The sequence below is a fragment of the Cytophagales bacterium genome, assembly GCA_033344775.1.
Lineage (GTDB): Bacteria > Bacteroidota > Bacteroidia > Cytophagales > Cyclobacteriaceae > JAWPMT01.
This window is the reverse complement of sequence record JAWPMT010000001.1, coordinates 12,875-36,456: the sequence shown is the minus strand read 5'-3', so window position 1 is coordinate 36,456 and position 23,582 is coordinate 12,875. Positions and strand designations below refer to the sequence as shown.

Here is a 23,582-nt window from a genome sequence, read left to right as displayed (position 1 = left end):
AAAGCCGAGAGGAAATTGCTCATTTCATGGCATATCCAAACTCACCTATGACAGTTACAGAAAAGCAATCCGGATCAAACTACGGATTAAATCGCAAGCTGACTGGGCCAGAATTTTAACGCAATTCTAATTCTTAAAATAGCCACAAAAGCACATGAAAAGATCATTACTGATTTCACTGACTATTGCTCTATGCAGCAACGTATTTTGTCAGACCATTTCATTCGATCAACAGACTGTATTTGATCAGAATTTTCAAACCTCTCCTGCTGCCAATGACGATGGACTAATTTTCGATTATGAAGGGGACGGGGATCAAGACTATCTGGTTCATTTCGGATCAGACGGTGACCAACTAAAAGTATTTATCAATGACGGAAGTCAATTCTCTACATCAGTCATCTTTTACGATCAATTTGAAGACAGATACCTCAATTTTAAAGGCGATTATGACAATGATGGGGACATAGATATCGCGGTAAGTGGAAGAATTAGTGGCGTAAGTGGATTATTCATTTTCGAAAATGAAGGGAGCGGAACATTTGCAGATCCGGTATTAGCCATAACCAACGTGTCTGCGCAAGGAGATTACGATTTAGATGGCCTGATTGATTTCTTCTATTTCACCAGCGACCCCTCCGGTGATGATATTTATTGGCTTCGGAACTTAGGATCCCTTCAATTTGCAGATGCTGAGATACTTGTGACCGATCTTGACCCATTGATCAACAGTAACAATCCTACGGTAGACCGTATCGTCAGCATTGAACTATTGGATGCCAATGGTGATGGAACCGCCGACTTCTACACCAAGGCATTGAATGGAATTCAATACATCTCAAATAACAATGATGATGGCTCCTTCACTACGACAGCTATTTCAACAGGCTACAATTTTTATAATTCCGCCTTTTCAAGTCTCGTTGATATAGACGGTGATGATGATATGGATTTCTTAAGTGGTAATACTTCCTTTGGCGGGGGTGCCGTAGGACAACTTGTTGCCGTGTCTTTTAATGATGGGTCCAATAATTTCAGTACCAATCAGACGATCACAAACTTTGATGGAGGTGCAGGACCTGTTCCAGGATTTATCAAAGGAATTGACTATGACAAAGATGATGACATGGACATCTTTGTCGGGCAAGCTGGCGGCGACCCGGTAATGGGCAGTGGTGTTATATTTGAAAATAATGGCGCGCTGAGTTTTACAAAAAAAGACATCCTGACCGACGTTCATTTTCTTCCCCAACAGACAATGATGCCGAACTCTTCATGTCTGACTTTAATGGCGACGGAAGACTCGATTTTCTTACGCACACCAATGCGGATTCCGACATTATTCTTCATATACAAAACGCAGATGGTTCCTATTCCAGTGATCAGTTCATCAATCAGGAAAGTGAATTAATACACGATCTGCAATTTATCGATGTGGATAATGATGGTGCTGAAGATATTGTATCCTATGATTTAACTAATGGAAAAATCATGGTGAGTTACTTTAATTCAAGCTCCAATGAATACGACAAATTTGAAGTTCTAACAGATAACTTCGCATATGGAATAGGAGGATATAGTACCTCTTCTCCCGCCGCTTCATTGATGCGATTAGCCTATTGGGATAATGACGCTAATATTGACCTGATTTACGTCTTCACACAAGTGGGGGGCGGTGCTACGGCAACTGATCAAGTAAATTTAGTTGAGGACTTTTTGGGTGCTCGAGATACCATCAATTTACATACTCCCTCCTCTTCATTTGCCTCTGTACATTCCATCAAACTAGCTGATATTGATAACGACAATGACCTTGATGCCTTCCTCTCGATTGCGGGCAGCAGAAACGATCTTTGGCTAGAAAATACTGGTTCAAGTACTGTTATAGAACACTTTACAGGTGTCATTGCCGGAGCCAGTTATGAATTTGGAGATTTAAACGGTGACGATTTTCTGGACCTGGTATCTATCGAAGCTTTGACAGGAGGAACGAATGCCAGAACCACCTTTTCTATTTATAATCCTACAACCAAGCAATTTGAATTCAGCCAGGACCTTACTACTGGTTTATACGATGTAACATTCACATTTGGAGATCCCGACAATGACGGTGATCAGGACATCATTTATGCCAGAGGAAGTTGGTATGAAAATACGGATGGACTAGGAACGATGGCCAGCGGAGCGAATCTCTTAGACAATGGAGTAGGTTCCATTCCGAAAGTCGGAGATTTCAATAATGACGGACTGGATGATGTGGTTTATCTGGGAGCCAATTCTTTAGGTGATGGTAAGTTTGGCGTATATCTGAATAATGGAGACGAAACATATACCACAGAAAGCTTTAACGGACCAGGAGGAATTGCACCTTTTCAATTGGTTGATCTGGATAACAATGGAATCCTTGATATCATTGCCTCAGGCACGATTAATTCTTCTTTATCTCAACCACTGTGGTATAAAACCTGCTTCAATACTTCAAGTACCATCAATGCAACTGCTTGTGACTCCTACACTGCGCCCAGTGGAGCAATATTCACCTCTTCTGGAATCTATGAAGACCTGATAGCCAACAGTATTGGGTGTGATAGTTTAATCACCATTGATCTGACCATTAATCCTACTTTTAATGAAACGGCTTCGGCCTCTATATGTGAAGGGGAAACCTATGAATTTGGAACACAAACACTAGACATGACCGGTGAATACACAGAGATTTTTCAATCACAAAATAATTGTGATTCCACAGTCGTACTCACGCTCACTGTGAATGCGGTATACAACGAGTCTGTCTCCGCTGAGATTTGTGATGGGGAAACCTTCGAATTCGGCACGCAAACATTAATTGAGTCCGGGGACTATACCGAATTATTCGAATCCTCCTTGGGTTGTGACAGTACGGTGAACCTTTCACTAGTTGTCAACCCGATCTATAATGAATCATTTTCAGCCGAAATCTGTGATGGAGAAACTTATGAATGGGAAGAGCTTAGTCTGAAGGAAGCAGGTGATTTTACTCAGGTATTTGAATCATCTCTAGGTTGCGACAGTACTGTAGTGCTATCATTGACCTTACATCCGACCTTCAACGAATCTATTTCTGTCGAAATCTGTGACGGAGAGACCTATGAGTTTGGAAGCCTTACCTTAATGGAACCAGGTGAGTACACGGAATTGTTTCAAAGCGGTGATGGGTGCGACAGTACGGTAGTACTATCCTTGTCTGTGTCTGAAACCTATTCTGTTCAAGCGTCTCAAACCATTTGTGCAGGAGAAGAAATTACATTTGGCGATCAGACCATCACTGAATCCGGCTCTTTCACATCGACTTTTCAGTCATCAGCGGGATGTGACAGCCTGGTTACCTTGGCTGTGGATATCTCTCCTACTTTCGAGGAGACATTTGAGGCGACCATCTGTAATAACGAAAGGTTTGAATTTGGAACGCAAACCTTAACAGCGTCTGGCGAGTACACTGAATTATTTAGTAGCTCTTCGGGTTGTGACTCCACGGTGGTTTTAACCTTAACAGTAAACACTACGATTGAAGAGGATACTGAAGTAACTATTTGCGCTGGTGAGACTTATACCTTCGGCAATCAAAGCCTTACCACGGGTGGTACCTATTCAGAAATATTCACCAGTAGCTTAGGATGCGATAGTACCGTAAATCTGACCTTGAATTTGTTAAATAGTCACGAGGAATCCGCGGAAATAGCTATTTGTAACGGTGAAAGTTATGATTTTGGTGGTACCCTTTTGACGGAAGCAGGTGTTTATTCCAATAATTTTCAAACGTCTGAAGGATGCGATAGTCTCGTCAATCTTACACTTAATGTGAACACCGTCTATCAGGTAGACTCTCAGCTCACCATATGTGAAAATGCAACTTTTGTATTTGGCGATCAGGTACTTAACCAAAGTGGCGCGTATGAGTTCACCTTCGGTTCATCACTAGGCTGCGATAGCACGGTAAACTTATCCTTAACTGTGAATCCCTCCATCGAGTCAACCATTGACTTGAGTATCTGTGATGGCGAGACATTCAGCTTTGGCAGTCAAACCCTGTCCGAAGGAGGAACTTACTCGGAATTATTTAGCTCAACCAATCAATGTGACAGTCTGGTCAATCTTAATTTAACAGTGATCAATCTGGACGCTTCGGTCCAAAATGGTAACGGCACATTGACCACAAACCAGATGGAAGGAACCTTTCAGTGGATTAATTGTGATAATGGCTACAGTCTGATCGATGGAGCTACTTCCAGAACATTTAGTCCTGATTTCGGTGGTAATTATGCCGTCATAATATCTAACAAAGGATGTGACGTCACTTCCGAGTGCATTTCATTCTCCATGGAGAATCCTTTAAATGTAACCGGTAGTCAGGAAATAGCTTTCTATCCTGTTCCAACCGACGGTGAACTAATCGTTGAATTGAAGGACCGAACATTCTCAGGTGAGGTGAGAATTTCAAATTTGGCAGGTCAGATAGTGTATCAAAAACGATTTATCAATGAAAGTAAGTTGATGAACCACTTTCATCTGGCATCAGGAACTTACATCCTACATCTGATCGATCATTCGCAGCAGGTTTTACGAACAAAACGGGTACTGATAAAAGATAATTAATTTCCCTTCCACACAACAACGTGCTCCGACCTGGATATGCAGGTTGGAGCCAACTTTTTATCAAAAAAACATTTTAGCCGCTATTTGAGAGGGCCTATCCAGAACAAATCCCACAACGACTTATCAATCAATATTTTTTACTAGAGAAGAGATCTATATCAATTATTGAAGTAGATATTTATGAAATGTTCATACGTATCTTTCCACCATGATCGAAATAGCTAGCATCTCTCAAAAATTTATCAATAAAGAAAAAAACGGGGATTATTGTATCCATCAAGTGATCAATGATCAGATCTTTATCGCCGCAGTGGCCGATGGGGTTAGTAATCAACCTTGTGACTGGAAAGCATCTCAGGTCGCTTGCGAAGAATTGCGTCTTCAGTTTACAAAAATGGTTGACCTTTCTCTAAGTGAACGACTTAAACAGAGTGTGATCAAGGCCAATGAAAAAGTGATCAATGAATCAGGGGTTTGTGCAAATATGTCCGCCACACTTAGTGTCATGTGTTTGAACCTGACTGATCATCAGGGTTACTTTGCCAATGTTGGAGATTCCCGGATTTACTGCACCAGGAATAACCAACTCCAACAATTGACCACAGATGATTCCATCAAAAGGACAAAAACCATCATCACAGAGATAGGTGGACGAACCGTTGACGCTTCAGTGCTATCAAAATCTTTAGGAATGGATCATTCAACAATTAATATTGAAATACATCCCATTCAGACAGAACCTGGAGATCTCAATATCCTGGCAACCGATGGGTTTTACAGTGCAAGAGTGACTTTTTCTAACAACATGATCCAACTGTCCAATTCAAAATCACTCCAACAAGACTTTGAGTCAATTGCTAAGAAATACCTGTTACTCGCAGGCGATGACATGACAGCTATTGCCTTTCGGCTGAATTCATAAAAGATCATCATACGAAATACACATTTAAAAGACCAACTACCAACCACAAGTAACCGCCAATATGAATTCCATTGGCCTCCTTTTATGGGAGAGCTAACTTGCTTGCATTGACCTAAAACCATACCCATGAGGATATTCTCTTTGCTTTTGATGCTCGCCACTACATTTTCCGTATTGGCACAAGGAACGCAGCTACTTCGACAGCCCAGCGTCAGCGACACACATATTGTATTTGTTCATGCCAATGACCTTTGGGTCGTAGATCGATCCGGTGGAGATGCACGCCGACTTACCACATCAGAAGGGGCAGAATCTTTCCCTCACTTTTCACAAGATGGCAATTGGATTGCGTTCAGTGGACAATATGATGGTAACACCGACGTTTTCATTGTACCCACTGATGGTGGAACACCTAAAAGATTGACCTACCATCCCGGAGCGGATGTCGTACAAGGCTGGTCGCCGGATGGCGAAGTGATTTTCCGCTCAGGACGTAAAGCCCGCCCAACACGAACGAATAAATTCTTCTCTATTGCTCCAGATGGCAATTTCCCTACCGAGTTAAACATTCCCCGGATAGCTTATGGTGAGATTTCCCCGGATGGGAAGTATGCTGCGTACACACCAATCACCTCCTGGGACCCGGAATGGCGAAATTATCGGGGCGGTCAGGCCATGCCTATCTGGATCCTGAACCTGGAAACCCTGGAATTGGAGAGAACCCCTCAACCCGATCGGGAAAGACATTTGGATCCGGTATTCTTTGGTAACAAGGTCTATTTCCTGTCTGAAAGAGATTACACAAGCAACATTTGGTCGTACGACCTGACTACCAAAGCTTATGAGCAAGTAACCACTCACTGGCAATTTGACGTAAAGAGTTTGGATGCCAATGAGGATCGCATTGTTTACGAACAAGGCGGGTACCTGCACTTACTCAACCCGAATACCGGTGAATCCCAACAATTGGTTATAAACGTAAAAGGAGACCTGAATTGGGCCCGAGAGCGCTGGGAAAATGTTTCTGGCGCTCGGTTAAGAAATGCATCCCTCTCTCCTTCCGGAAAAAGGGCTTTGTTCGAGTACCGCGGTGATATCTTCACCGTGCCTAAGGAAAATGGTTCCTGGAGAAACATCACGAATTCTCCTGCTGCAGATCGTGCCCCGGTATGGTCACCGGATGGAGATCAGATCATTTGGTTCAATGATGCGTCTGGTGAATACAAAATGATCCTGTCTGATCAGTATGGCAAGGTGCAACGCACGTATGACCTACCAAATCCCACCTTCTACTTCAATCCTAAATGGTCCCCTGACGGTGAGCACGTCAGCTTTACCGACACACATTTCAACCTTTGGCTGCTCAATCTGGCATCAGGTGAATCCAAGATCATCGCTACTGAACGCTATGCGCACCCGAACCGATCCTTGAATCCGGTCTGGTCCCCAAATAGTAGATACATCGCCTATGTACAATTGACTGATGCCCAATTCAAAGTAGTCAAGGCATATGATACCCAAACAGGCGCAACCATTCAAATTTCTGATGAGATGGCGGATGCTTTGGAACCTGTCTGGGACGAATCCGGTAAATACCTCTATTTCCTGGCCAGCACCAACTGGGGACTGAATACTGGCTGGTTGGACATGAGTTCTTACAACATTCCTGTGACCAGAGGTTTGTATGCGGCTGTACTAAGCAAAGACACACCTTCGCCTTTATTATCTAAAAGCGATGAAGAGCCAGACGGCACGGAAGAGGACGAACAAGAAGAAGAAGAAGTATCAACTGCGTCTGTCATTGATCCGGGAGTGATCTCACGCATTATTGCGCTGGATGTACCTCTCAGAAACTACAATGGATTGGTCGCAGGCCCTGAATACACGGTCTTTTACGGTGAGACGGTTCCTAATGAGACAGGAATTTCCCTCCATAAATATGACCTGAAGAAACTGGAATCATCAGCCTTCCTTAACGGAGTTAACTCGGCCATCACTTCTGCAGATCGATCACAATTACTGTTCAGAAAAGGGTCAGGTTGGGGAATTGTAAGTACTGGAGGCAAAAGCCAGAAAACCAGCGATGGTAAGTTGACCATGAATATAAAAATGAAGGTCAATCCCCAATCAGAATGGCAGCAGATCTATCGTGAAGCGTGGAGATATCAGCGCGATTTCCTCTATGTAGACAATACCCATGGCGCGCCCTGGGAAGAGATCCATGAATGGTACAAGCCCTGGGTCAATCATGTCCGGCACAGAGCAGACATGAACTACATCATTGACATATTAGGTGGTGAGATCGCGGTAGGTCACTCCTATACCAGCGGAGGTGATTACCCGGATGTTAAACGTGTCCCTATTGGATTGTTAGGCGCAGACTATGCCATTAAGAATGGTAAGTATCAGATCAGAAAACTCTTCACTGGTGAAAACTGGAACCCTGAACTACAAGCACCTCTGGCGCAACCAGGAATGGACATCAATGAAGGAGACTACTTGTTGGAAGTCAATGGCTTGCCTTTGGACGCTTCTAAAAACATTTATCAACTGTTCGAACAGACCACTGGTCAGGTCACCCAAATAAAGGTTGGCAAGTCAACCAAACTGGCTGATGCTACCGCCTATTGGGTAAAACCAATCAGTAGCGAACGAGGCTTGAGAAGTCGTGCCTGGGTCGAAGACAACCGTAGGTATGTAGCTGAAAAAACAGATGGAAGAATCGGTTACACCTATGTGCCCAACACCTCAGGTCCTGGCTATACCTCCTTCAACCGGTACTACTTCGCCCAGCAAGATAAGCAAGGGATGATTGTGGATGAGCGCAACAATGGTGGCGGATCAGCAGCAGATTACATGGTGGATGTGATGAATCGCAAGCTGTATGGGTACTTCAACAGCAAGGTGGGTGATCACAAACCATGGACCACACCTATGTCTGCGGTTTGGGGGCCGAAAGTGATGCTCATCAACGAACGCGCAGGTTCTGGTGGAGACTTGCTTCCTTATCTTTTTAAGGCCATGAATATTGGAACATTGGTTGGTACCCGTACCTGGGGAGGTCTGGTCGGCACCTGGGATACGCCTCTTTTCATCGATGGTGGTCGCATGGTGGCTCCGAGAGGTGGTTTTTTCGATGCCAATGGTGAATGGGCTGTGGAAGGCGAAGGCGTTGCTCCAGACATTGAAGTGATCCAGGATCCTAAGCTTGTCATCGAAGGCAAAGACCCGCAACTGGATGCCGCAATTGCGGAAGTACTCAAAAAACTGGAAACTGAAAAAGTAGTCTTAAAATCTGAACCTCCTGCCCCGATTCGTTGGAAACGCGCGGAAAAGAAAGAGTAACCCTGATAATAAATCCTAACAGCGTTTAGAACACCGGTTTTAAACGCTGTTAGGGTTGCTTTTCTAAGCCATCTTTTGAGTCCTCTCGAACGATATCTATTATATGCATCTTCAAGTTTGTGAAGACACAAACTTGGGTAGTAGAATAGACAGAGTAAAACTAGCCTTAACCGGGTTTTCAAACCCCCTGTTGGGGGCTATCCAAAACCTGCATAGGCAATAATTCCCCAGATTGGGATCAAAAAAAGGTCTTGATTACTTCGTTATGCTGTCCCCTTATGCTATTCGGGATCTGCACCTTATACTTTGCAGGGTCTACAACTTATGCTTTGCAGCGTCTGCAGTAGTACTTATATCATCACCTGACAATAGTACATATGCCAAGGTCTTAGAAAAACAAATATGCCCCAGAGTACTTATGAGGGATGGTTAACTGCGTCGCCATTTGAGTCCTCTCACACGATAATCCACACAAGCATTTTCAAGTTTGTGAGGACACAAACCAGGATGGTGGAAATATTTAACCATAACAGCGTTCTAGATCACCGGTTTTAACGCTGATAGGTTTGACTCCTTTAATACAATTACGTATTTCTACGGATTGACAGAAAGCGCCTATGCCCGCTATCTTTAAGGACCGACAATCATATGCTGATGGACCAATTCTATAAAATCACCGTGGCTCCTTTAGAACCTCATGAACTAAAAAAACTCAAGAAAGGCATTTTCATCATGCCTATCGTGACCATCTTCATAATTGGATTCTTCAGTATGGTCTTGACACAATTTGACCTGGAAGGAACGTTCCTCAAAATCTTTGGTGGTTTCGCCATTCTTTTCATGACAGTACTGATCTTCATTGTCCGAGGATATGTACTAGACCTTCGAGACCAAACCAAAGAGATCTTACAGGGTGTAATTACACGCAAAGTTAAACGTCGACAGAAAAAGAAAAAAGGCAGTAGCACATCCTACTATTTCTACTTTGGGGACAAGTCCATCCTGGTCCCCTTGCACATCTGGGGGCAATTCGAAGAAGCAGATATGATTGAGGTCCACCGTTCAAAACGCATTTCAAACCTGATTTATAAAACAGAGCTCATGAAGCGCGGCGTATTGGTGGAACAGGTTCAGGAAATCAAAGAAGCCCACGAGGCCAAAGAACAGAAAATGACCATGATTGCCCTGATCATTTTTGTGGTTATTGTCGGAGTAGTGATCTTGTTGGCCAATATTGGTATTTTGGGTTAACCCACCGCTTACCTAAGAATTCCTTCCCCGTATTACGATAGGTGCCTTCAATTTTCGCCCTCGTAACCTGCACCGACCGATCATCCAATTCTTATTTCTGATCGATTCAATTTCCTTAGTTTTAAAACTGTTCACCTAATCGAATCAATATATATGCGACGTATCACCCTGCTTTTGCTTATGATCTGTTCTATCGCCGTGATGGGGCAACGTAAGAAGAAAAACACAACCACCGAGAAGGAAAAATCACCCCTGGAATCTGCCAGTCTTTCTGGCTTAAAATTCCGAAACGTTGGTCCGGCCATTACTTCTGGTCGTATCTCAGACTTTGCGGTGAATCCAAATCAACCAAAAGAATATTACGTGGCCACCTCTGCCGGTGGCGTATGGAAGACCATCAATGGCGGAACTACCTACAAGCCGCTTTTCGATAGTCAAGGCAGCTACTCTATTGGTGTAGTTACCATGGACCCTAACAACCCTAATGTCATTTGGGTAGGAACAGGCGAAAACAACAACCAGCGAAGTGTTGGTTATGGAGATGGTATCTACAAATCCGAAGATGGTGGCGCCTCCTGGACCCACATGGGCCTGAAGAACTCTGAGCACATTGGTTCTATCGTGGTTGACCCTGAAAACTCTAATCGCATCTATGTAGCTGCCATTGGTCCTCTTTGGAGCAAAGGAGGTGATCGCGGGCTATATCTCTCCGAAGATGGAGGGCAGACCTGGGAAGCGACGCTTACTGTCGATGATCACACGGGAGTCAATGAGGTAATTGTTCACCCAGAGGACCCTAACACCCTGTACGCTACAACCTTACAGCGCAGAAGACATGTCTTTACATACATTGGCGGCGGACCTGGCTCAGCTATCTACAAGAGCTCGGACAAAGGCAAGACCTGGAAAAAGATCAATAAAGGCCTTCCTGGTGTAGACTTAGGAAGAATTGGATTAGCCATCTCTCCTGCTAACCCTGAAGTGATTTACGCCATTGTAGAAGCAGCTCAGGGCAAAGGTGGATTTTATCGATCCACCAATCGTGGTGCCAGCTGGCAAAAACAAGGTGGTTATTCCAGCAGTGGTAATTACTATCAGGAAATTGTTGCTGATCCCAAGGATGTAAATACCATCTATTCTATGAATACCTGGCTGCAAGTGTCCAGAGATGGTGGTAAAACTTTCAAAGTTCTCGGTGAAGACTCCAAGCACGTCGACAATCACTGCATGTGGATCGATCCGGATGATACAAATCATTTCCTGGTCGGATGTGATGGGGGTATTTACGAAAGTTTTGATGCCGCTAAAACATGGCATTACAAACACAATTTGCCAATCACGCAGTTCTACAAAGTTGCGCTCGATAATGCGGAACCATTCTACAACATATATGGGGGTACCCAGGATAACTTCAGCATGGGGGGACCATCTCGAACTATTTCCGGAAATGGCATCCCCAACAGCGACTGGTACATGACCCATGGTGGTGACGGCTTTGAATCACAGGTTGACCCAACCAATCCGGACATTGTCTATGCACAATCACAATATGGATTTTTGGTACGTTACGACAGACAAAGCGGTGAAGAAGTTGGGATCAAACCTCAGGCCAGAAAAGGAGAAAAATCTTATCGTTGGAATTGGGATGCACCATTGCACATCAGTGCGCACAATCCCGCACGCATCTATTTCTCGGCCAATAAAGTATTCCGAAGCAATGACCGTGGCAATAATTGGGATGTATTGAGCGATGACCTGACCCAACAGATCAACAGAAATGAACTGAAAGTAATGGACCGGGTATGGGGCATCGATGCAGTCGCTAAAAATGGGAGCACCTCTCCTTACGGCACCATTGTGGCATTCCACGAATCTCCGATCAATGAAAACTTACTGGTAGTCGGAACAGACGATGGACTCGTACAGGTCACCACAGACAGTGGTGACAATTGGAAAACCGTATCGAGCATTCCTGGCGCACCATCCAGAAGCTACGTGAACGCGGTATTGGCTTCTCAGCATGATGAAAATGTAATCTATGTCTTGTTTAACCATCACAAATACGGTGATTTCAAACCTTATGTATTCAAGTCAACTGATCTTGGAAACACGTGGACTTCCATTACCAACAACTTGCCTGAGCGTGGTTCAAGCTACACCATTGCGGAAGACCATGTCGATCCCAACCTGCTTTTCGTAGGGACAGAATTTGGTGCTTTCTTCTCTCCTACAGGTGGTTCCGAATGGAAGCAGTTAAAAGCTGGCTTACCCACCATTGCTGTCCGAGACATTGCTTTACAACCCAGAGAAAATGACCTGGTACTTGGAACATTCGGAAGAGGGTTCTACGTGCTGGATGATTACAGCGCTTTGAGAGGTATTGGTTCGAAACTAGACAGTGATGGATTCCTGGCGTCCGTTCGTGACCCTCTGCTTTATCTTCCTAAAATGCCTTTGGGACTTCCAGGGCAAGGATTTCAGGGTGACAGCTACTATCGAGGGGAAAACTTACCAGCTGTAGCAATGTTCACTTACTATTTGAAGGATGCGCCGAAGACCGCCAAAGATGAACGGCAAAAAGCGGAATCTAAGAACAAGAAAGATGGTAAGGACAATGCCTACCCTACCTATGATGACCTGAAAGCAGAACGTTCTGAAGAAGCCCCACACCTGCTGTTCACAGTAACGGATGCCTCTGGCAACATTGTTCGTAAGATCACACGAAAACCATCTAAAGGATTGAACAGAATTCGTTGGGACATGCGATTCGGACATGATAGTCCGATCAGTTTGCGTGGCCCTTCTTTTTACAATCCATTTGCCGGTAAACCCGAGGGAAATTTAGTCGCTCCCGGACAGTATACGGTTACACTTTCCATGTATGAAAAGGGTGCCTTCACGACTGTTGGTGAGCCCGTTAGCTTTACAATCAAAGCCCTCAATAACAGCGTATTAGGGGCACAAAATCGCGACGAGAAACTTGCCTTTCAGCGTGCTGTGAATGAATTGCAGCGTCAGGTTTCGTCTGTCCAGCGACGTATGTCCGAGATGAGCAATCAGATGCGACACATCGAAAAGGCCATCCTGCTAACCGAAGCGGATCAGGAAGCAATGTTCACTGCATATGTATCTTTGAAAACGTCTCTAAGTGATTTGCAAACAGAATTGAATGGAGACCGTACAGCAGGAACTCTGGACATTGATCAGATCCCAACCGTAGCTTCCAGAATTGGACTACTGAACTATGAACAGTTCAATACTACTTCTACTCCAACGGGGACACATAAAAGGGTATTTGAAATTGCTTCGGAAGAGTTCAACCCGATCAAAGCCAAACTGGATGCGTTGATCAGCGGACCATTCAAAGATCTCCAAGATAAGCTAGAAGCGGCAGGCGCACCGTATACGCCATATCGCATTGAAGAGTGATCTTTTAAATTCATAAATTAAACGTCATACCGGTTTCTTTTAGCCTTAAATTCAAACAAGGCTAGAGAATACCGGTATCTCTTTTTAGGCTTTTGTCCTTGTCGCTTCAATTGGATTTTCTTCCTCCAATTAGCTACCTTCCCTCAAATTAACCACTCTTTCCTGCCAACCATGAAAAAGTCATTTGTATTCCTCGGAGTTCTGTTCCTGAGCACATTGCTCCTTCCAGCTCAAACTCCACAAACCAAGCTTCCGGTAGATCCTTCCTTTTACGCCAATTATGAATGGAGAAATATCGGTCCGCTCCGTGGTGGAAGATCCTTAGGCGCTTCCGGAAGCCCAGGCCGCCCCAATGAATATTATTTCGGTGCAACCGGAGGTGGACTCTGGAAAACGACCGATGGCGGTACCAACTGGAAACCTGTGACCGATGGCCAAATCACCAGTTCCAGTATTGGAGCTGTTGCAGTGGCAGAAACCAATCCTGACATTGTCTACATCGGTGGTGGTGAAACACAATTAAGAGGAAGTATCACCCAGGGAGATGGCGTTTACAAAACCATGGATGGAGGCAAAACCTGGCGACACCTGGGGTTGAAAGAAACTCAGGCAATTTCAAGGATTCGCGTCCACCCTACTAATCCCGATGTGGTCTATGTAGCAGCTCTGGGTCACCCTTATGGAGACAATGAAGAAAGAGGTGTATTCCGTTCCACAGATGGTGGTAATACCTGGAAAAAAGTATTGTATGTCAGTGATAAAGCTGGTGCTGCCGATCTAATCATCGATAGAACCAATCCGGATGTATTGTATGCATCGACCTGGCAAGTCTATCGTAAAGCCTATAAAATGTGGGGTGGTGGCCCTGATTGTAAACTTTGGAAATCACTGGATGGCGGAGACACCTGGATCGACTTGACACAAAACCCAGGCATGCCTGCAGGTCCAATCGGTAAGATCGGTGTGACCGTTTCACCTGTGGACCCGAATCGTGTTTGGGCCATTGTTGAGGCCAATGAAGGTGGTGTTTTTCGCTCGGATGATGGTGGCTGGACCTGGGAGCGCATCAACGATGAACGTAAACTCCGTCAAAGGGCTTTTTACTATTCCCGCATCTATGCTGATCCCCAAGACAAAGAAACCGTTTATTGTCTGAACGTTCGGTTTTGGAAATCCACTGATGGTGGCAAGACATTCGATGTTCAAATTCGTCCACCTCATGGTGACAACCATGATTTATGGATCGATCCAAATGATCCTAATCGTATGATCAATGCGAATGATGGTGGTGGCACTGTTTCCATTAATGGAGGCCAAACCTGGACAGAGTTAGATTTTACTACTACACAGTTTTATCACGTCATGACGACAAGCGATGTGCCCTATCACGTCGCTGGTGCTCAGCAAGATAATAGTACAATGGCCATGCCCAGTGATGGCTGGGGGCATCGACAAGCCAGGGGTCATGGAAAGGGTTGGTACTACGCCGTAGGCGGTGGAGAAAGTGGTTGGATCACACAGAGTCCAACTGACCCGGATGTCTTTTATGCTGGTAGTCAGGGTGCCTTACTGACCCGTTACAATCGTAATACCGGGCAGATAAGAGATATTCAGGTTTATCCTCGTTTCTTTTCCGGAGAACCTTCCAGTGCGCTACCCGAAAGATGGCAATGGACCTTTCCAATTATGTTCTCCCCCATCGACCCAGGTATCATGTATACGTGCTCACAACACGTATGGAAGACTACCAATGACGGTCAGTCCTGGGAAAAGATCAGCCCGGACCTCACCTATGCCGACCCTGAAACGCTGGGACCAACCGGCGGGATCATTACAAAAGACATGAACGGTCCGGAGATCTATGCAACAGTATTCGCATTAGCTCCATCCAACCACGATGTAAATACTATATGGGCAGGATCGGATGATGGTAAAATGCATATTACTCGAAATGGCGGTAAAAAATGGATAGACATCACTCCAAAAGACTTACCAAAGTTCTCCCGGATCAGTATCATCGAAGAAAGTCGATACAATCCTGGCACCCTCTATCTTGCGGCCAATCGGTACCAGATGGATGACCGGCAACCGTATGTTTTCAAAACCACAGATTACGGCAAAACCTGGACCAAAATCATCACAGGCATCGAGTATGGTCACTTTGCACGTGCGATCAGAGAAGACCTGCAACAGCCTGGACTTCTTTACCTGGCTACTGAGCATGGAGTTTACATCTCTTTCAATGATGGAGCTATGTGGCAATCATTACAGCTCAATTTGCCAGATACACCTATCCGCGACCTGGTCTTGCGCAATGACGATGTGGTCTTAGGTTCTCATGGTCGAGGGTTCTGGATTATGGACGATATTCGACCTTTCCGTAATGCAACCTCGCTCAATACCAGAGCGGTTACGTTATTTGAACCTGCTGATGCGATTCGTGGCGTATATGATGCAATGATTCAGTACTATTTGCCTGAAGAAGCTGATTCGGTAACCATGGAAGTGCTCGATGCTCAGGGAAATGTGATCAACACCTTCACCGGAACTGAAACGACGTACAAACCTGACCCGAATCTGCCCTGGTGGATGCGTGGTGGCAGTAGCACACCCACTACAGCCAAAGGTTTGAACACTTTTACCTGGGATTTGCGATATCCAGGCGCTACTTCGTTTGACGGCATGATCATCTGGAGTGCAAGACCGCAACGTGGCCCTATGGCTCCTATCGGAGATTATCAAGTACGTATAACCGTAAACGATCAATCGCAAACCCAACCTATCGGCATTATCATGAACCCTAACCTGGAAAGCGTATCAGCGGCTGACCTGCAAGAACAGTTTGATCTGGCCATTAAGATTCGAAATCGCACCTCTGAGGCAAATGAAACAGTGATCCGAATCAGACAAATTCGCGAAGGCTTACAGCCATACCTGAAGGAACAAGGAGCAATGAATGACAAGGCAAAGGAAGTACATGCTCGATTGACGGATATCGAGGTGGCATTGTATCAGGTACAGAATCAAAGCCCACAGGACCCACTTAATTTCCCAATCAAGCTGAATAATCGATTAGCCTCATTACGCAGAAGTATCGAGAATGGGCAAGCTAAACCTACAGATGCTGCTTATCAGGTGTTTGAAGAGCTTTCAAAGGAATTAGATGGACATCTTAAAACCTATAATGAGGTGATCAATACTCATCTAAAATCACTGAATGATCAGTTACAACAAGCTGGAAAAGAGGTGATTGAGTAGTCTTCGAGTGCCTCAGACTATTTCGGATTACATCAAACGCTTCAGGCTTACTGGACAAACTTAGAACATGTTAACGGACTGTACGAATCAAGAGCCTCAGGCTAGTCATACCATTCCAAAAGCTTCCTGAAAACTGAAAGAATCCCTAATTAATTCTTCTGGTAAACTCTTACATAATCAATGACCATTTCACTTTCTGTGAAATCCGTATCAATCTCACCACCAATCCCGCCCATAGCGATATTCAACAACAAGTATTGTTGTGCGGTGTAAGGCCAGGTATCGGGGTTTCTGAACGATGGAAAATAGGTATAATACTGTGTGCTGTCGTATAAAAACTTGATCTGATCAAAATCCCACTCCATGGCGTACGTGTGAAAAGTGTTACTCACATCGTCACCAACGATTGACCCTTTATTCTGGGTATCACCAAAACTCGAAGGTGTGTGTAACGCAGCCTGAATGCGGTTTTGATCAAACCCCCAGTGCTCCATGATGTCAATCTCACCACAAGCTGGCCATCCGGTCGTCCCAAAATCATCTGCCCAGTAACCACCATTTTCTGTGATGTTCCGACCTAAGGTCCAGATCGCAGGCCAGGTACCGTTACCTTCTGGTAATTTCGCTCTTACTTCGACGTATCCGTAGGTAAAGGCAAATTTAGAATTCAATCGTGCTGAGGTGAAGTTTCTTTGTACCCCCTGATCAATAAATTCCTCCTTTTTCGCAACAATGTGCAGGAAACCGTCTTCTACATAGGAATTGTCCAGTCGATCTGTATAATGCTGAACTTCCCCATTGAACCAGCTATTACCGTCTGGCAACAACGTTTGATGAAACCAGTTCTCGGTATTTAACGCACCATTTTCACCATCAAACTCATCGCTCCAAACCAATTCGTAAGAAGGTTCCTCGATGGGTTCCTGATTAATATCAGGTCCTGCAGGTGCCTCAGGGCCACCATCACCGCAATTGATAAACAGTACTAAACACAAAACGGAGAAAGACAATAAGATTCGCTGCATGGTTTTTCTTTAGTCAGATAACAAATGTAATGAAAGAATGTTCGTTTCATTGCCCCTTCTACACAATCATCCTCCCTGTTTGCAACTGCAACCCGTGCATAATAAAAATGGGCAGCCTAAGCTGCCCTGACTAAAAACCCAATTCTTCTTTTCTGTAAAGAGGAATTCAAAAGAAATACTGCTACCAAATTAATTAGTTACATTAAGTGTATCAGTTATTTTAATTCCTTTTTAACCTCGCCTACTTTGACCACTATTTGATCCAATTGTTCTATGGTACCTTGTTGCGGATCCAATTCATTGTCCTGAAGTTCATGCACCAGTGCTTGTAGGCGCTGCTCGATAAGTCCCAGTCTGTTCAGGATCTTTTGGGGTCGTTTCTTGTCCGGATCTCCTTGTGTAACACCCAGTAATCGAGCCAACCTGAAGATGATCAATAGAGGAATACATGTCAAAATGACCAATATACTCACCATTACCAGCGCCCAACCTCCTGTTTTTCCTTCGAACCTCTCGCCCGCGTCACTGTAAAATGCTTCCACACAGTGCCCTTTTCCATCAATGGGTTCAAATGTGGTATCCACAATCATTTCCAAGAGCCGCCAATACCCGTTTACATCAGGCCTTCGTTTTAAACCTGGTCCATCTTCTCTATAATGATTCAGATGTCCTAACCTGGATGAGATTGTATTGTCTGGGTCTCCTCCCGCCAAGGTATTGCCAAGCTGGTCCAGGGAAAGTACGACGTTGTATAGTTTCTGAAAGAAAGACATGGTTGATCATTAAAAAACTTATCTAAAGATATGGTCTTTCTTTTCATTTCGAGGAACATCTGAAGGTGCTAAATTTTCAAGTAACAACAACGAATTAAAAAATGCCAAGCCCCGACATTTAGTCGGGTACTAAAAAATAAAGGACAGCCGAAGCCGTCCAATATCCATGACAGAAATCTTAAATGATTTATTAGATAACGTCCAGGAACGAAGTTCATTGTATGCGTAATTTGGAACTGATAAATTTCAGCGTCTTTTCCGATGAGATTGTTTAGCAACGAAGAAAAAGCTCAGATTCGTTAATCGAATCACACCATACTTTTAAAACATTTCCTACGTTTGACTTCTAAAACCAGATACTTGTTCCTCTCTGTACTCAAACATGCGCTCCTATTCCTGATCCTAACGGCCTTTACTCAAACAGGTGGGCTGGTTTACTTACTGTATCTGCTCATTAAAAAGAGGAATCAAAGTGATTGGTCTGGCATCTTAGGCAAATTGAAGCAATTGGGGTCTTTCTTCGTATTATATGCGCTTTTCAACCTGACAATTACACCCCTGGTAGCCAAGTATTTCAACAGGGTACCGATGCCCATTTATCATGAATCTAAACTCAAACCCGCTAATGCCTTCATCTGGCTGGCCAATAGACACTATGTCAAACCTCAACTTAAAAAGTTACTATTAGAAACCGCTCAAAGTCTGCCTTCAGAACAATCCATTGTCTATTTAGATGCGAATTTCCCCTGGATCGATGGATTCCCAATGACCGGACACCTAAGTCATGATGACGGTGAGAAAATTGATCTTGCTTTCGCCTACAAAAACGCTGAGGGGAAACTACTCAATACAGTCAGGTCTTTATCTGGTTATGGGATCACAACGCCTCCTAAGGCCGGAGAAACAGATCAGCCATCACAGTGTGAGGCACTAGGGTATTGGCAGTATTCCTTACCCCTTGCTCTAACCTATGACCGATATCCCGAGTATCAATTTGATTATCAAGCCAATCGCAAGCTGTTACAGAACCTAGCACTAAATACTGCGACGGGCAAGATTTTTATCGAACCGCACTTGAAGGAACGGCTGAATTTACAATGGTTCACAAAGATCAGGTTCCACGGCTGCCAGGCGGTAAGGCACGATGACCATATTCATTTGCAGTTGTAACGTTGGAATTTAATGGAGCTGAAAAAAGTAAAGAGGTCAGGATATAATATCCTAACCTCTAATAGATCAGACTTAAAGCCTTATTTGTAGTAACCAATAAAGGTTTCGACACTACCATTTAAATAACTTGAAACTGCCTCATTTACTCCAGTTTCATAGACAGCAGCATCGCATTCGATCAGTTCAGCATTCTCAGAATAGGCTGTATTGTATTTCGCAGTGAATCCTGAACCAGAATTGGCTACACTAGTGGCCTTGTATTTCTTGCTTTCATCGAGTACTTCTTCAATTTCTATCGCGCTTTTCATTTTAGCGTTGAAAAGGGCTTGCCACTTCAAACTCTTTTTATAAGCGAAAGACACATTGGAAACGAGGTTGATGGGTTTCTTAAAATCTCCTTTTCGTGGGATTGACTCACTGGGAGAAACCCTTAGGTCAGCCCTTGCGGTAATTTTTGCAACACCACCTACAGGTCCACCTTCTATACTTTGAGATTCAGCAAATGGTACTGTAATGTTTACTCGTGCTACAATTACACCGCCCAGTTTATTAGATTCCGGTTGTCCGGCCAAATTAAAAACTCCTGCTCCTCCGTCCAATTGAGTGAAACCAGTGGGCAAAGTAGTCAGATAACCGGTCGCATGAGTGTCCTGCATTGGAGTGCCGCCTTCTATCCTACCCCAGCTCGAAAAATGGTCAGTTTCCTGAACTTCATCTGCAGTCATTATCTTAAACCCAGCTGCCTCCAGCTTACCAATAAAGTCGGAATAATACTGATCAGTCATACGCTGCAATTGATCAATAGAAACTCCATCCAATCCCAGAGCAAGTCCGGCTACTGCTCCACCTTGTGCACTACCCCCTCTGGCTTTGGCATAGGCAACCATTACTGTCTGGTAGTTTACAGTAAAGTGCTGCAAAAAGATCTTCTTTTCTACCTGATTGAATTTCTTTTGGGTAAAGCCATCAGCCTTCCAATCTATCTTTCCTACTTTCTGGGAAAAACAAATGGTTGAAGCGATAATCAATGCCCATGCTACTAATACTCTTTTGATGCTCATACGTGTTAATTAAAATGTCATTTGAACGGTGATCTGTCCACATCATCATCACGTCGATGAATCAGAATTTTCCGTGAATCAGCTATCGCAAAAGTCAAGTATTAATGACTGTGTTATTCTCCTGACAACAGGGCATAATCGTATACCGTGAAACCCGTAGTTGCATCGAATGTATTCAGTGGACGTGTATGAAATATTATTGGAAATTTCCTGCTATCAATTATTGGTATAGTTACCAATCAATCCAACCAAAAAATACAGATGCTACGAACGTGGCGACGATGGCAACGAAAAGGAAGATCAATATAAATCCGGTCATTTGCTGCTTGTTCAACTGTTGATGTTTGACCTCAGCGACTGCCTGCATTGCCGCATCTCTTTTGAGCAATTTAGTTTGGTAGATCATATTATAAAGCCGCTTAGATCGGTGAATCTCAATCAGATCACCTTCTTCAAATTTATTGAAGATATGAAGCTCAACACGCATTCGTTTTTCTCCGAAAAGGAGATAATAAGATCGGCTACTGGATTTTCCTGAATGTCGTTTCAATTCTTTTTTCGTGATCAGTCCCTGAAACACCTGCTTAGAATGAGTTCGGAGATCCATGACAAAACCCCAAATGATATATCCCATCAATCCAGCAAAAAAGACCGCAAATCCAACCGGCATCCAGAAGAAAAATCCGTCTTTGGGATTAAGCATGTTGAAAAGAAAAACAAAGAAGCCTACGAATATCAAAAGGAAAATCGGGATCACGAAAAACCCTTGTTTGAGTTTTCGGAGCTCCTTTGGTTCCAGCGGTATGTCTTCGGTTTTGTAGTACTTTTCAGCCATAAGTTTTCTGGTTACTCCAGTAACCAGATTACTCCGGCAACCACTCGATAGGACTCACATCATCGTGATTGAGCACTCGACTGTTCGTCCGATCGATGCGCATCACCAACTGACAGGCGGGATCGGGACAAACCACTCGGGCATCGGTTTCCATCCAATCAGCGGGATGGTTCTTCCGTTGCTTAGTTGGCAGTAAGGGTATCGTAGATTGTAGCGCGTATAAGCAGAAATCCTTTCCTTCTGGCAGGGAGATTTTACCACCATTCATGAAAAACTGATCTCCCACAGTCATGTTACAAGTGCAATTCCCTCCGATAGACTCCACTTCCACGGTTAGATCATAGAGTTCGAACTGATCTGGCCTTAAATTATTCTGGTCACTCATTTCCTTAAAAATACAAAGATTCTAATCGCATCAAAACGGATACATCATGCTGCATTGGGCCTTTTCAGAGTCCCAAATACTATGATTAATAACAAAACAACAAATAGTCCCCAGGAAACAAAGTTGTAAAAGCCAACCTCCAACGGACCAAGTGAAGGAAGGTCGAATTCATTGCCGGTCTGGGTCATGTTAGCCATGAGAATGACAGGAATAAAATAGGGCAATAAGAACGGGAAGACACAAGCTGCCATACTCATGAGGTTGGCCCGATGAATGCCAGAAATTCCCGCTTGCTTACCAGTCTCCTGGACAAATTCCTTGACCATCAAAATGGCTACAATGCTGTGTGTAGTGAATAGTACCGCCAAAGAAGCAATCGCCGATATCCATCTTTGCGCACTTTTTTGAGAGCGGACCCTGTTCGCAGCGAATTCAAGTAGTTTGTCGAGAACACCACTCGCCTTAATGGTCTCTACCAAACCCATGAGCAGAATCGTGAAGAAACTGATACCTACCGAACGATTAATCCCATCGATGATCAAACTGGTCGCACGGAAATTGTCCAGATCCAAAGCTACTAACTCAGAAAAAGGCAATAGACCTAACACAAGGCCGAGCACCAGACCAAATCCTAATCCGGCCATTAAGCCATATAGCAAATGTTTGCCTCTTAAAAAGAGAAAAGTGATCAGTACAGGAACCAATAGCATGGGTAGTCCTCCAGGGTCACCGGTTACCGAATGGTCCATCACTTTCTCCACTCCCATGGTCCACTGCAATAACATATAAACAATTGCCGAAAGCACTATTATAGGCATGGAATACTTCAACCGGCTTTTGACCGTGGGGCCAATCTCCGCATCCTGACTAAGTGCACTTGCAATCGTAGTATCAGAGATGGGTGCTGTAAAGTCTCCAAATGTTGCTCCGGCAAGTATGGCGCCCGCTAATAAAGGCAAATGCACGCCTACTATACCTCCCGCAGGATACAACAATGGGCTGCAGATCAGGATGGTAGCGAAACTAGAACCGGTAGACAGTGAAACGATACAACAGATCAGCAAGGTGGCCAATAGAAAACCTACAGGTCCAAGGTGCATTTGAACAGATATCCAAATCAATGCTTCCACGAATCCTGTCCTGGTCATCAGGATACCAATCGTACTGGCCAACATCCAGGCAGTGATCATGATCATGATGATGCGCTGAGACATCCCCGTGATCACTACCTCGGAAAAGGATTTTCGATCTTTGGCGAGCAACAGACCTAAGCCTAAAGCAAAAATTAAAATTGGCCAGAACCCACGTTCATCGGGAGCCCCGGATAATGCCAGAATGATAACTCCCGAGAGAAAAACCACAAAGGGTAATAAGCAACCCGGCAATCCGCCATAGAAATCTAATCGGGTCGTCTGTTGATTTTCTTCCAGGTTCATTAGGTCTGATTGGTAAGACGCATAAATGTAGTGGAAGAATGATTAAGTGTTCGAGTTTAT

The 23,582-nt window shown here is 44.2% G+C and carries 14 protein-coding genes; 8 read left to right on the top strand and 6 right to left on the bottom strand.

Annotated elements, in window-relative coordinates:
• Positions 1-154: 154 nt before the first annotated feature.
• The 7 genes from R8G66_00120 to R8G66_00090 all read left to right on the top strand — a co-directional run bounded on the left by R8G66_00120 (position 155) and on the right by R8G66_00090 (position 16,837).
• Positions 155-1,411 carry a VCBS repeat-containing protein gene (locus R8G66_00120; GenBank protein MDW3190733.1) on the top strand — a complete coding sequence of 419 codons (1,257 nt, stop codon included), beginning with the start codon at positions 155-157 and terminating at the stop codon, positions 1,409-1,411.
• Complete coding sequence (locus R8G66_00115) at positions 1,339-4,632, top strand: FG-GAP-like repeat-containing protein (protein ID MDW3190732.1); 3,294 nt, start codon at positions 1,339-1,341, stop codon at positions 4,630-4,632. The genes R8G66_00120 and R8G66_00115 overlap by 73 nt, the downstream gene beginning before the upstream one ends.
• Before the next feature lie 208 nt (positions 4,633-4,840).
• Complete coding sequence (locus R8G66_00110; GenBank protein MDW3190731.1) at positions 4,841-5,554, top strand: protein phosphatase 2C domain-containing protein; 714 nt, start codon at positions 4,841-4,843, stop codon at positions 5,552-5,554.
• 126 nt (positions 5,555-5,680) lie between these two features.
• Complete coding sequence (locus R8G66_00105) at positions 5,681-8,899, top strand: PDZ domain-containing protein (GenBank protein ID MDW3190730.1); 3,219 nt, start codon at positions 5,681-5,683, stop codon at positions 8,897-8,899.
• A 654-nt stretch (positions 8,900-9,553) separates the two neighbouring features.
• On the top strand, positions 9,554-10,150 hold the full coding sequence (locus R8G66_00100; GenBank protein ID MDW3190729.1) for a hypothetical protein: 597 nt from the start codon (positions 9,554-9,556) through the stop codon (positions 10,148-10,150).
• A gap of 153 nt (positions 10,151-10,303) precedes the next feature.
• Positions 10,304-13,579, top strand: coding sequence for a glycosyl hydrolase (locus tag R8G66_00095; GenBank protein MDW3190728.1), 3,276 nt, complete (start codon positions 10,304-10,306; stop codon positions 13,577-13,579).
• 171 nt (positions 13,580-13,750) lie between these two features.
• Positions 13,751-16,837, top strand: coding sequence for a glycosyl hydrolase (locus R8G66_00090; protein MDW3190727.1), 3,087 nt, complete (start codon positions 13,751-13,753; stop codon positions 16,835-16,837).
• A gap of 149 nt (positions 16,838-16,986) precedes the next feature.
• Here R8G66_00090 and R8G66_00085 read toward each other — a convergent pair whose 3' ends face one another.
• Together R8G66_00085 and R8G66_00080 are read right to left on the bottom strand one after the other, a co-directional pair.
• Positions 16,987-17,862, bottom strand: a complete 876-nt coding sequence (locus R8G66_00085; protein MDW3190726.1) for a glycoside hydrolase family 16 protein — start codon at positions 17,860-17,862, stop codon at positions 16,987-16,989.
• A 215-nt stretch (positions 17,863-18,077) separates the two neighbouring features.
• Positions 18,078-18,635, bottom strand: a complete 558-nt coding sequence (locus R8G66_00080; protein MDW3190725.1) for a hypothetical protein — start codon at positions 18,633-18,635, stop codon at positions 18,078-18,080.
• Positions 18,636-18,974: 339 nt separating this feature from the next.
• On the opposite strand from R8G66_00080, the gene R8G66_00075 reads away from it, so the two are divergent.
• A complete protein-coding gene (locus tag R8G66_00075; GenBank protein MDW3190724.1) occupies positions 18,975-19,805 on the top strand; it encodes a hypothetical protein in 831 nt (276 codons plus the stop codon).
• Positions 19,806-19,885: 80 nt separating this feature from the next.
• Here the strand turns inward: R8G66_00075 and R8G66_00070 are convergent, their stop codons facing one another.
• The 4 genes from R8G66_00070 to R8G66_00055 all read right to left on the bottom strand — a co-directional run bounded on the left by R8G66_00070 (position 19,886) and on the right by R8G66_00055 (position 23,522).
• The gene (locus tag R8G66_00070) at positions 19,886-20,866 is read right to left on the bottom strand and encodes a hypothetical protein (GenBank protein ID MDW3190723.1); all 981 of its coding nucleotides are present in this window, start codon (positions 20,864-20,866) and stop codon (positions 19,886-19,888) included.
• A 232-nt stretch (positions 20,867-21,098) separates the two neighbouring features.
• A complete protein-coding gene (locus R8G66_00065) occupies positions 21,099-21,701 on the bottom strand; it encodes a hypothetical protein (GenBank protein MDW3190722.1) in 603 nt (200 codons plus the stop codon).
• Positions 21,702-21,729: 28 nt separating this feature from the next.
• Positions 21,730-22,086, bottom strand: a complete 357-nt coding sequence (locus R8G66_00060) for a TIGR04076 family protein (protein ID MDW3190721.1) — start codon at positions 22,084-22,086, stop codon at positions 21,730-21,732.
• 44 nt (positions 22,087-22,130) lie between these two features.
• Positions 22,131-23,522, bottom strand: coding sequence for a Na+/H+ antiporter NhaC family protein (locus R8G66_00055; GenBank protein MDW3190720.1), 1,392 nt, complete (start codon positions 23,520-23,522; stop codon positions 22,131-22,133).
• Between the last annotated feature and the right edge of the window lie 60 nt (positions 23,523-23,582).

What these genes read in the sequence shown, in the direction of transcription:
- R8G66_00105 (MDW3190730.1), top strand. Translation starts at nt 5,681, where the DNA reads ATGAGGATATTCTCTTTGCTTTTGATGCTCGCCACTACATTTTCCGTA.
- R8G66_00090 (MDW3190727.1), top strand. Translation starts at nt 13,751, where the DNA reads ATGAAAAAGTCATTTGTATTCCTCGGAGTTCTGTTCCTGAGCACATTG.
- R8G66_00095 (MDW3190728.1), top strand. Translation starts at nt 10,304, where the DNA reads ATGCGACGTATCACCCTGCTTTTGCTTATGATCTGTTCTATCGCCGTG.
- R8G66_00070 (MDW3190723.1), bottom strand. Translation starts at nt 20,866, where the DNA reads ATGAGCATCAAAAGAGTATTAGTAGCATGGGCATTGATTATCGCTTCA.
- R8G66_00080 (MDW3190725.1), bottom strand. Translation starts at nt 18,635, where the DNA reads ATGTCTTTCTTTCAGAAACTATACAACGTCGTACTTTCCCTGGACCAG.
- R8G66_00100 (MDW3190729.1), top strand. Translation starts at nt 9,554, where the DNA reads ATGGACCAATTCTATAAAATCACCGTGGCTCCTTTAGAACCTCATGAA.
- R8G66_00085 (MDW3190726.1), bottom strand. Translation starts at nt 17,862, where the DNA reads ATGCAGCGAATCTTATTGTCTTTCTCCGTTTTGTGTTTAGTACTGTTT.
- R8G66_00055 (MDW3190720.1), bottom strand. Translation starts at nt 23,522, where the DNA reads ATGAACCTGGAAGAAAATCAACAGACGACCCGATTAGATTTCTATGGC.
- R8G66_00120 (MDW3190733.1), top strand. Translation starts at nt 155, where the DNA reads ATGAAAAGATCATTACTGATTTCACTGACTATTGCTCTATGCAGCAAC.
- R8G66_00110 (MDW3190731.1), top strand. Translation starts at nt 4,841, where the DNA reads ATGATCGAAATAGCTAGCATCTCTCAAAAATTTATCAATAAAGAAAAA.
- R8G66_00065 (MDW3190722.1), bottom strand. Translation starts at nt 21,701, where the DNA reads ATGGCTGAAAAGTACTACAAAACCGAAGACATACCGCTGGAACCAAAG.
- R8G66_00060 (MDW3190721.1), bottom strand. Translation starts at nt 22,086, where the DNA reads ATGAGTGACCAGAATAATTTAAGGCCAGATCAGTTCGAACTCTATGAT.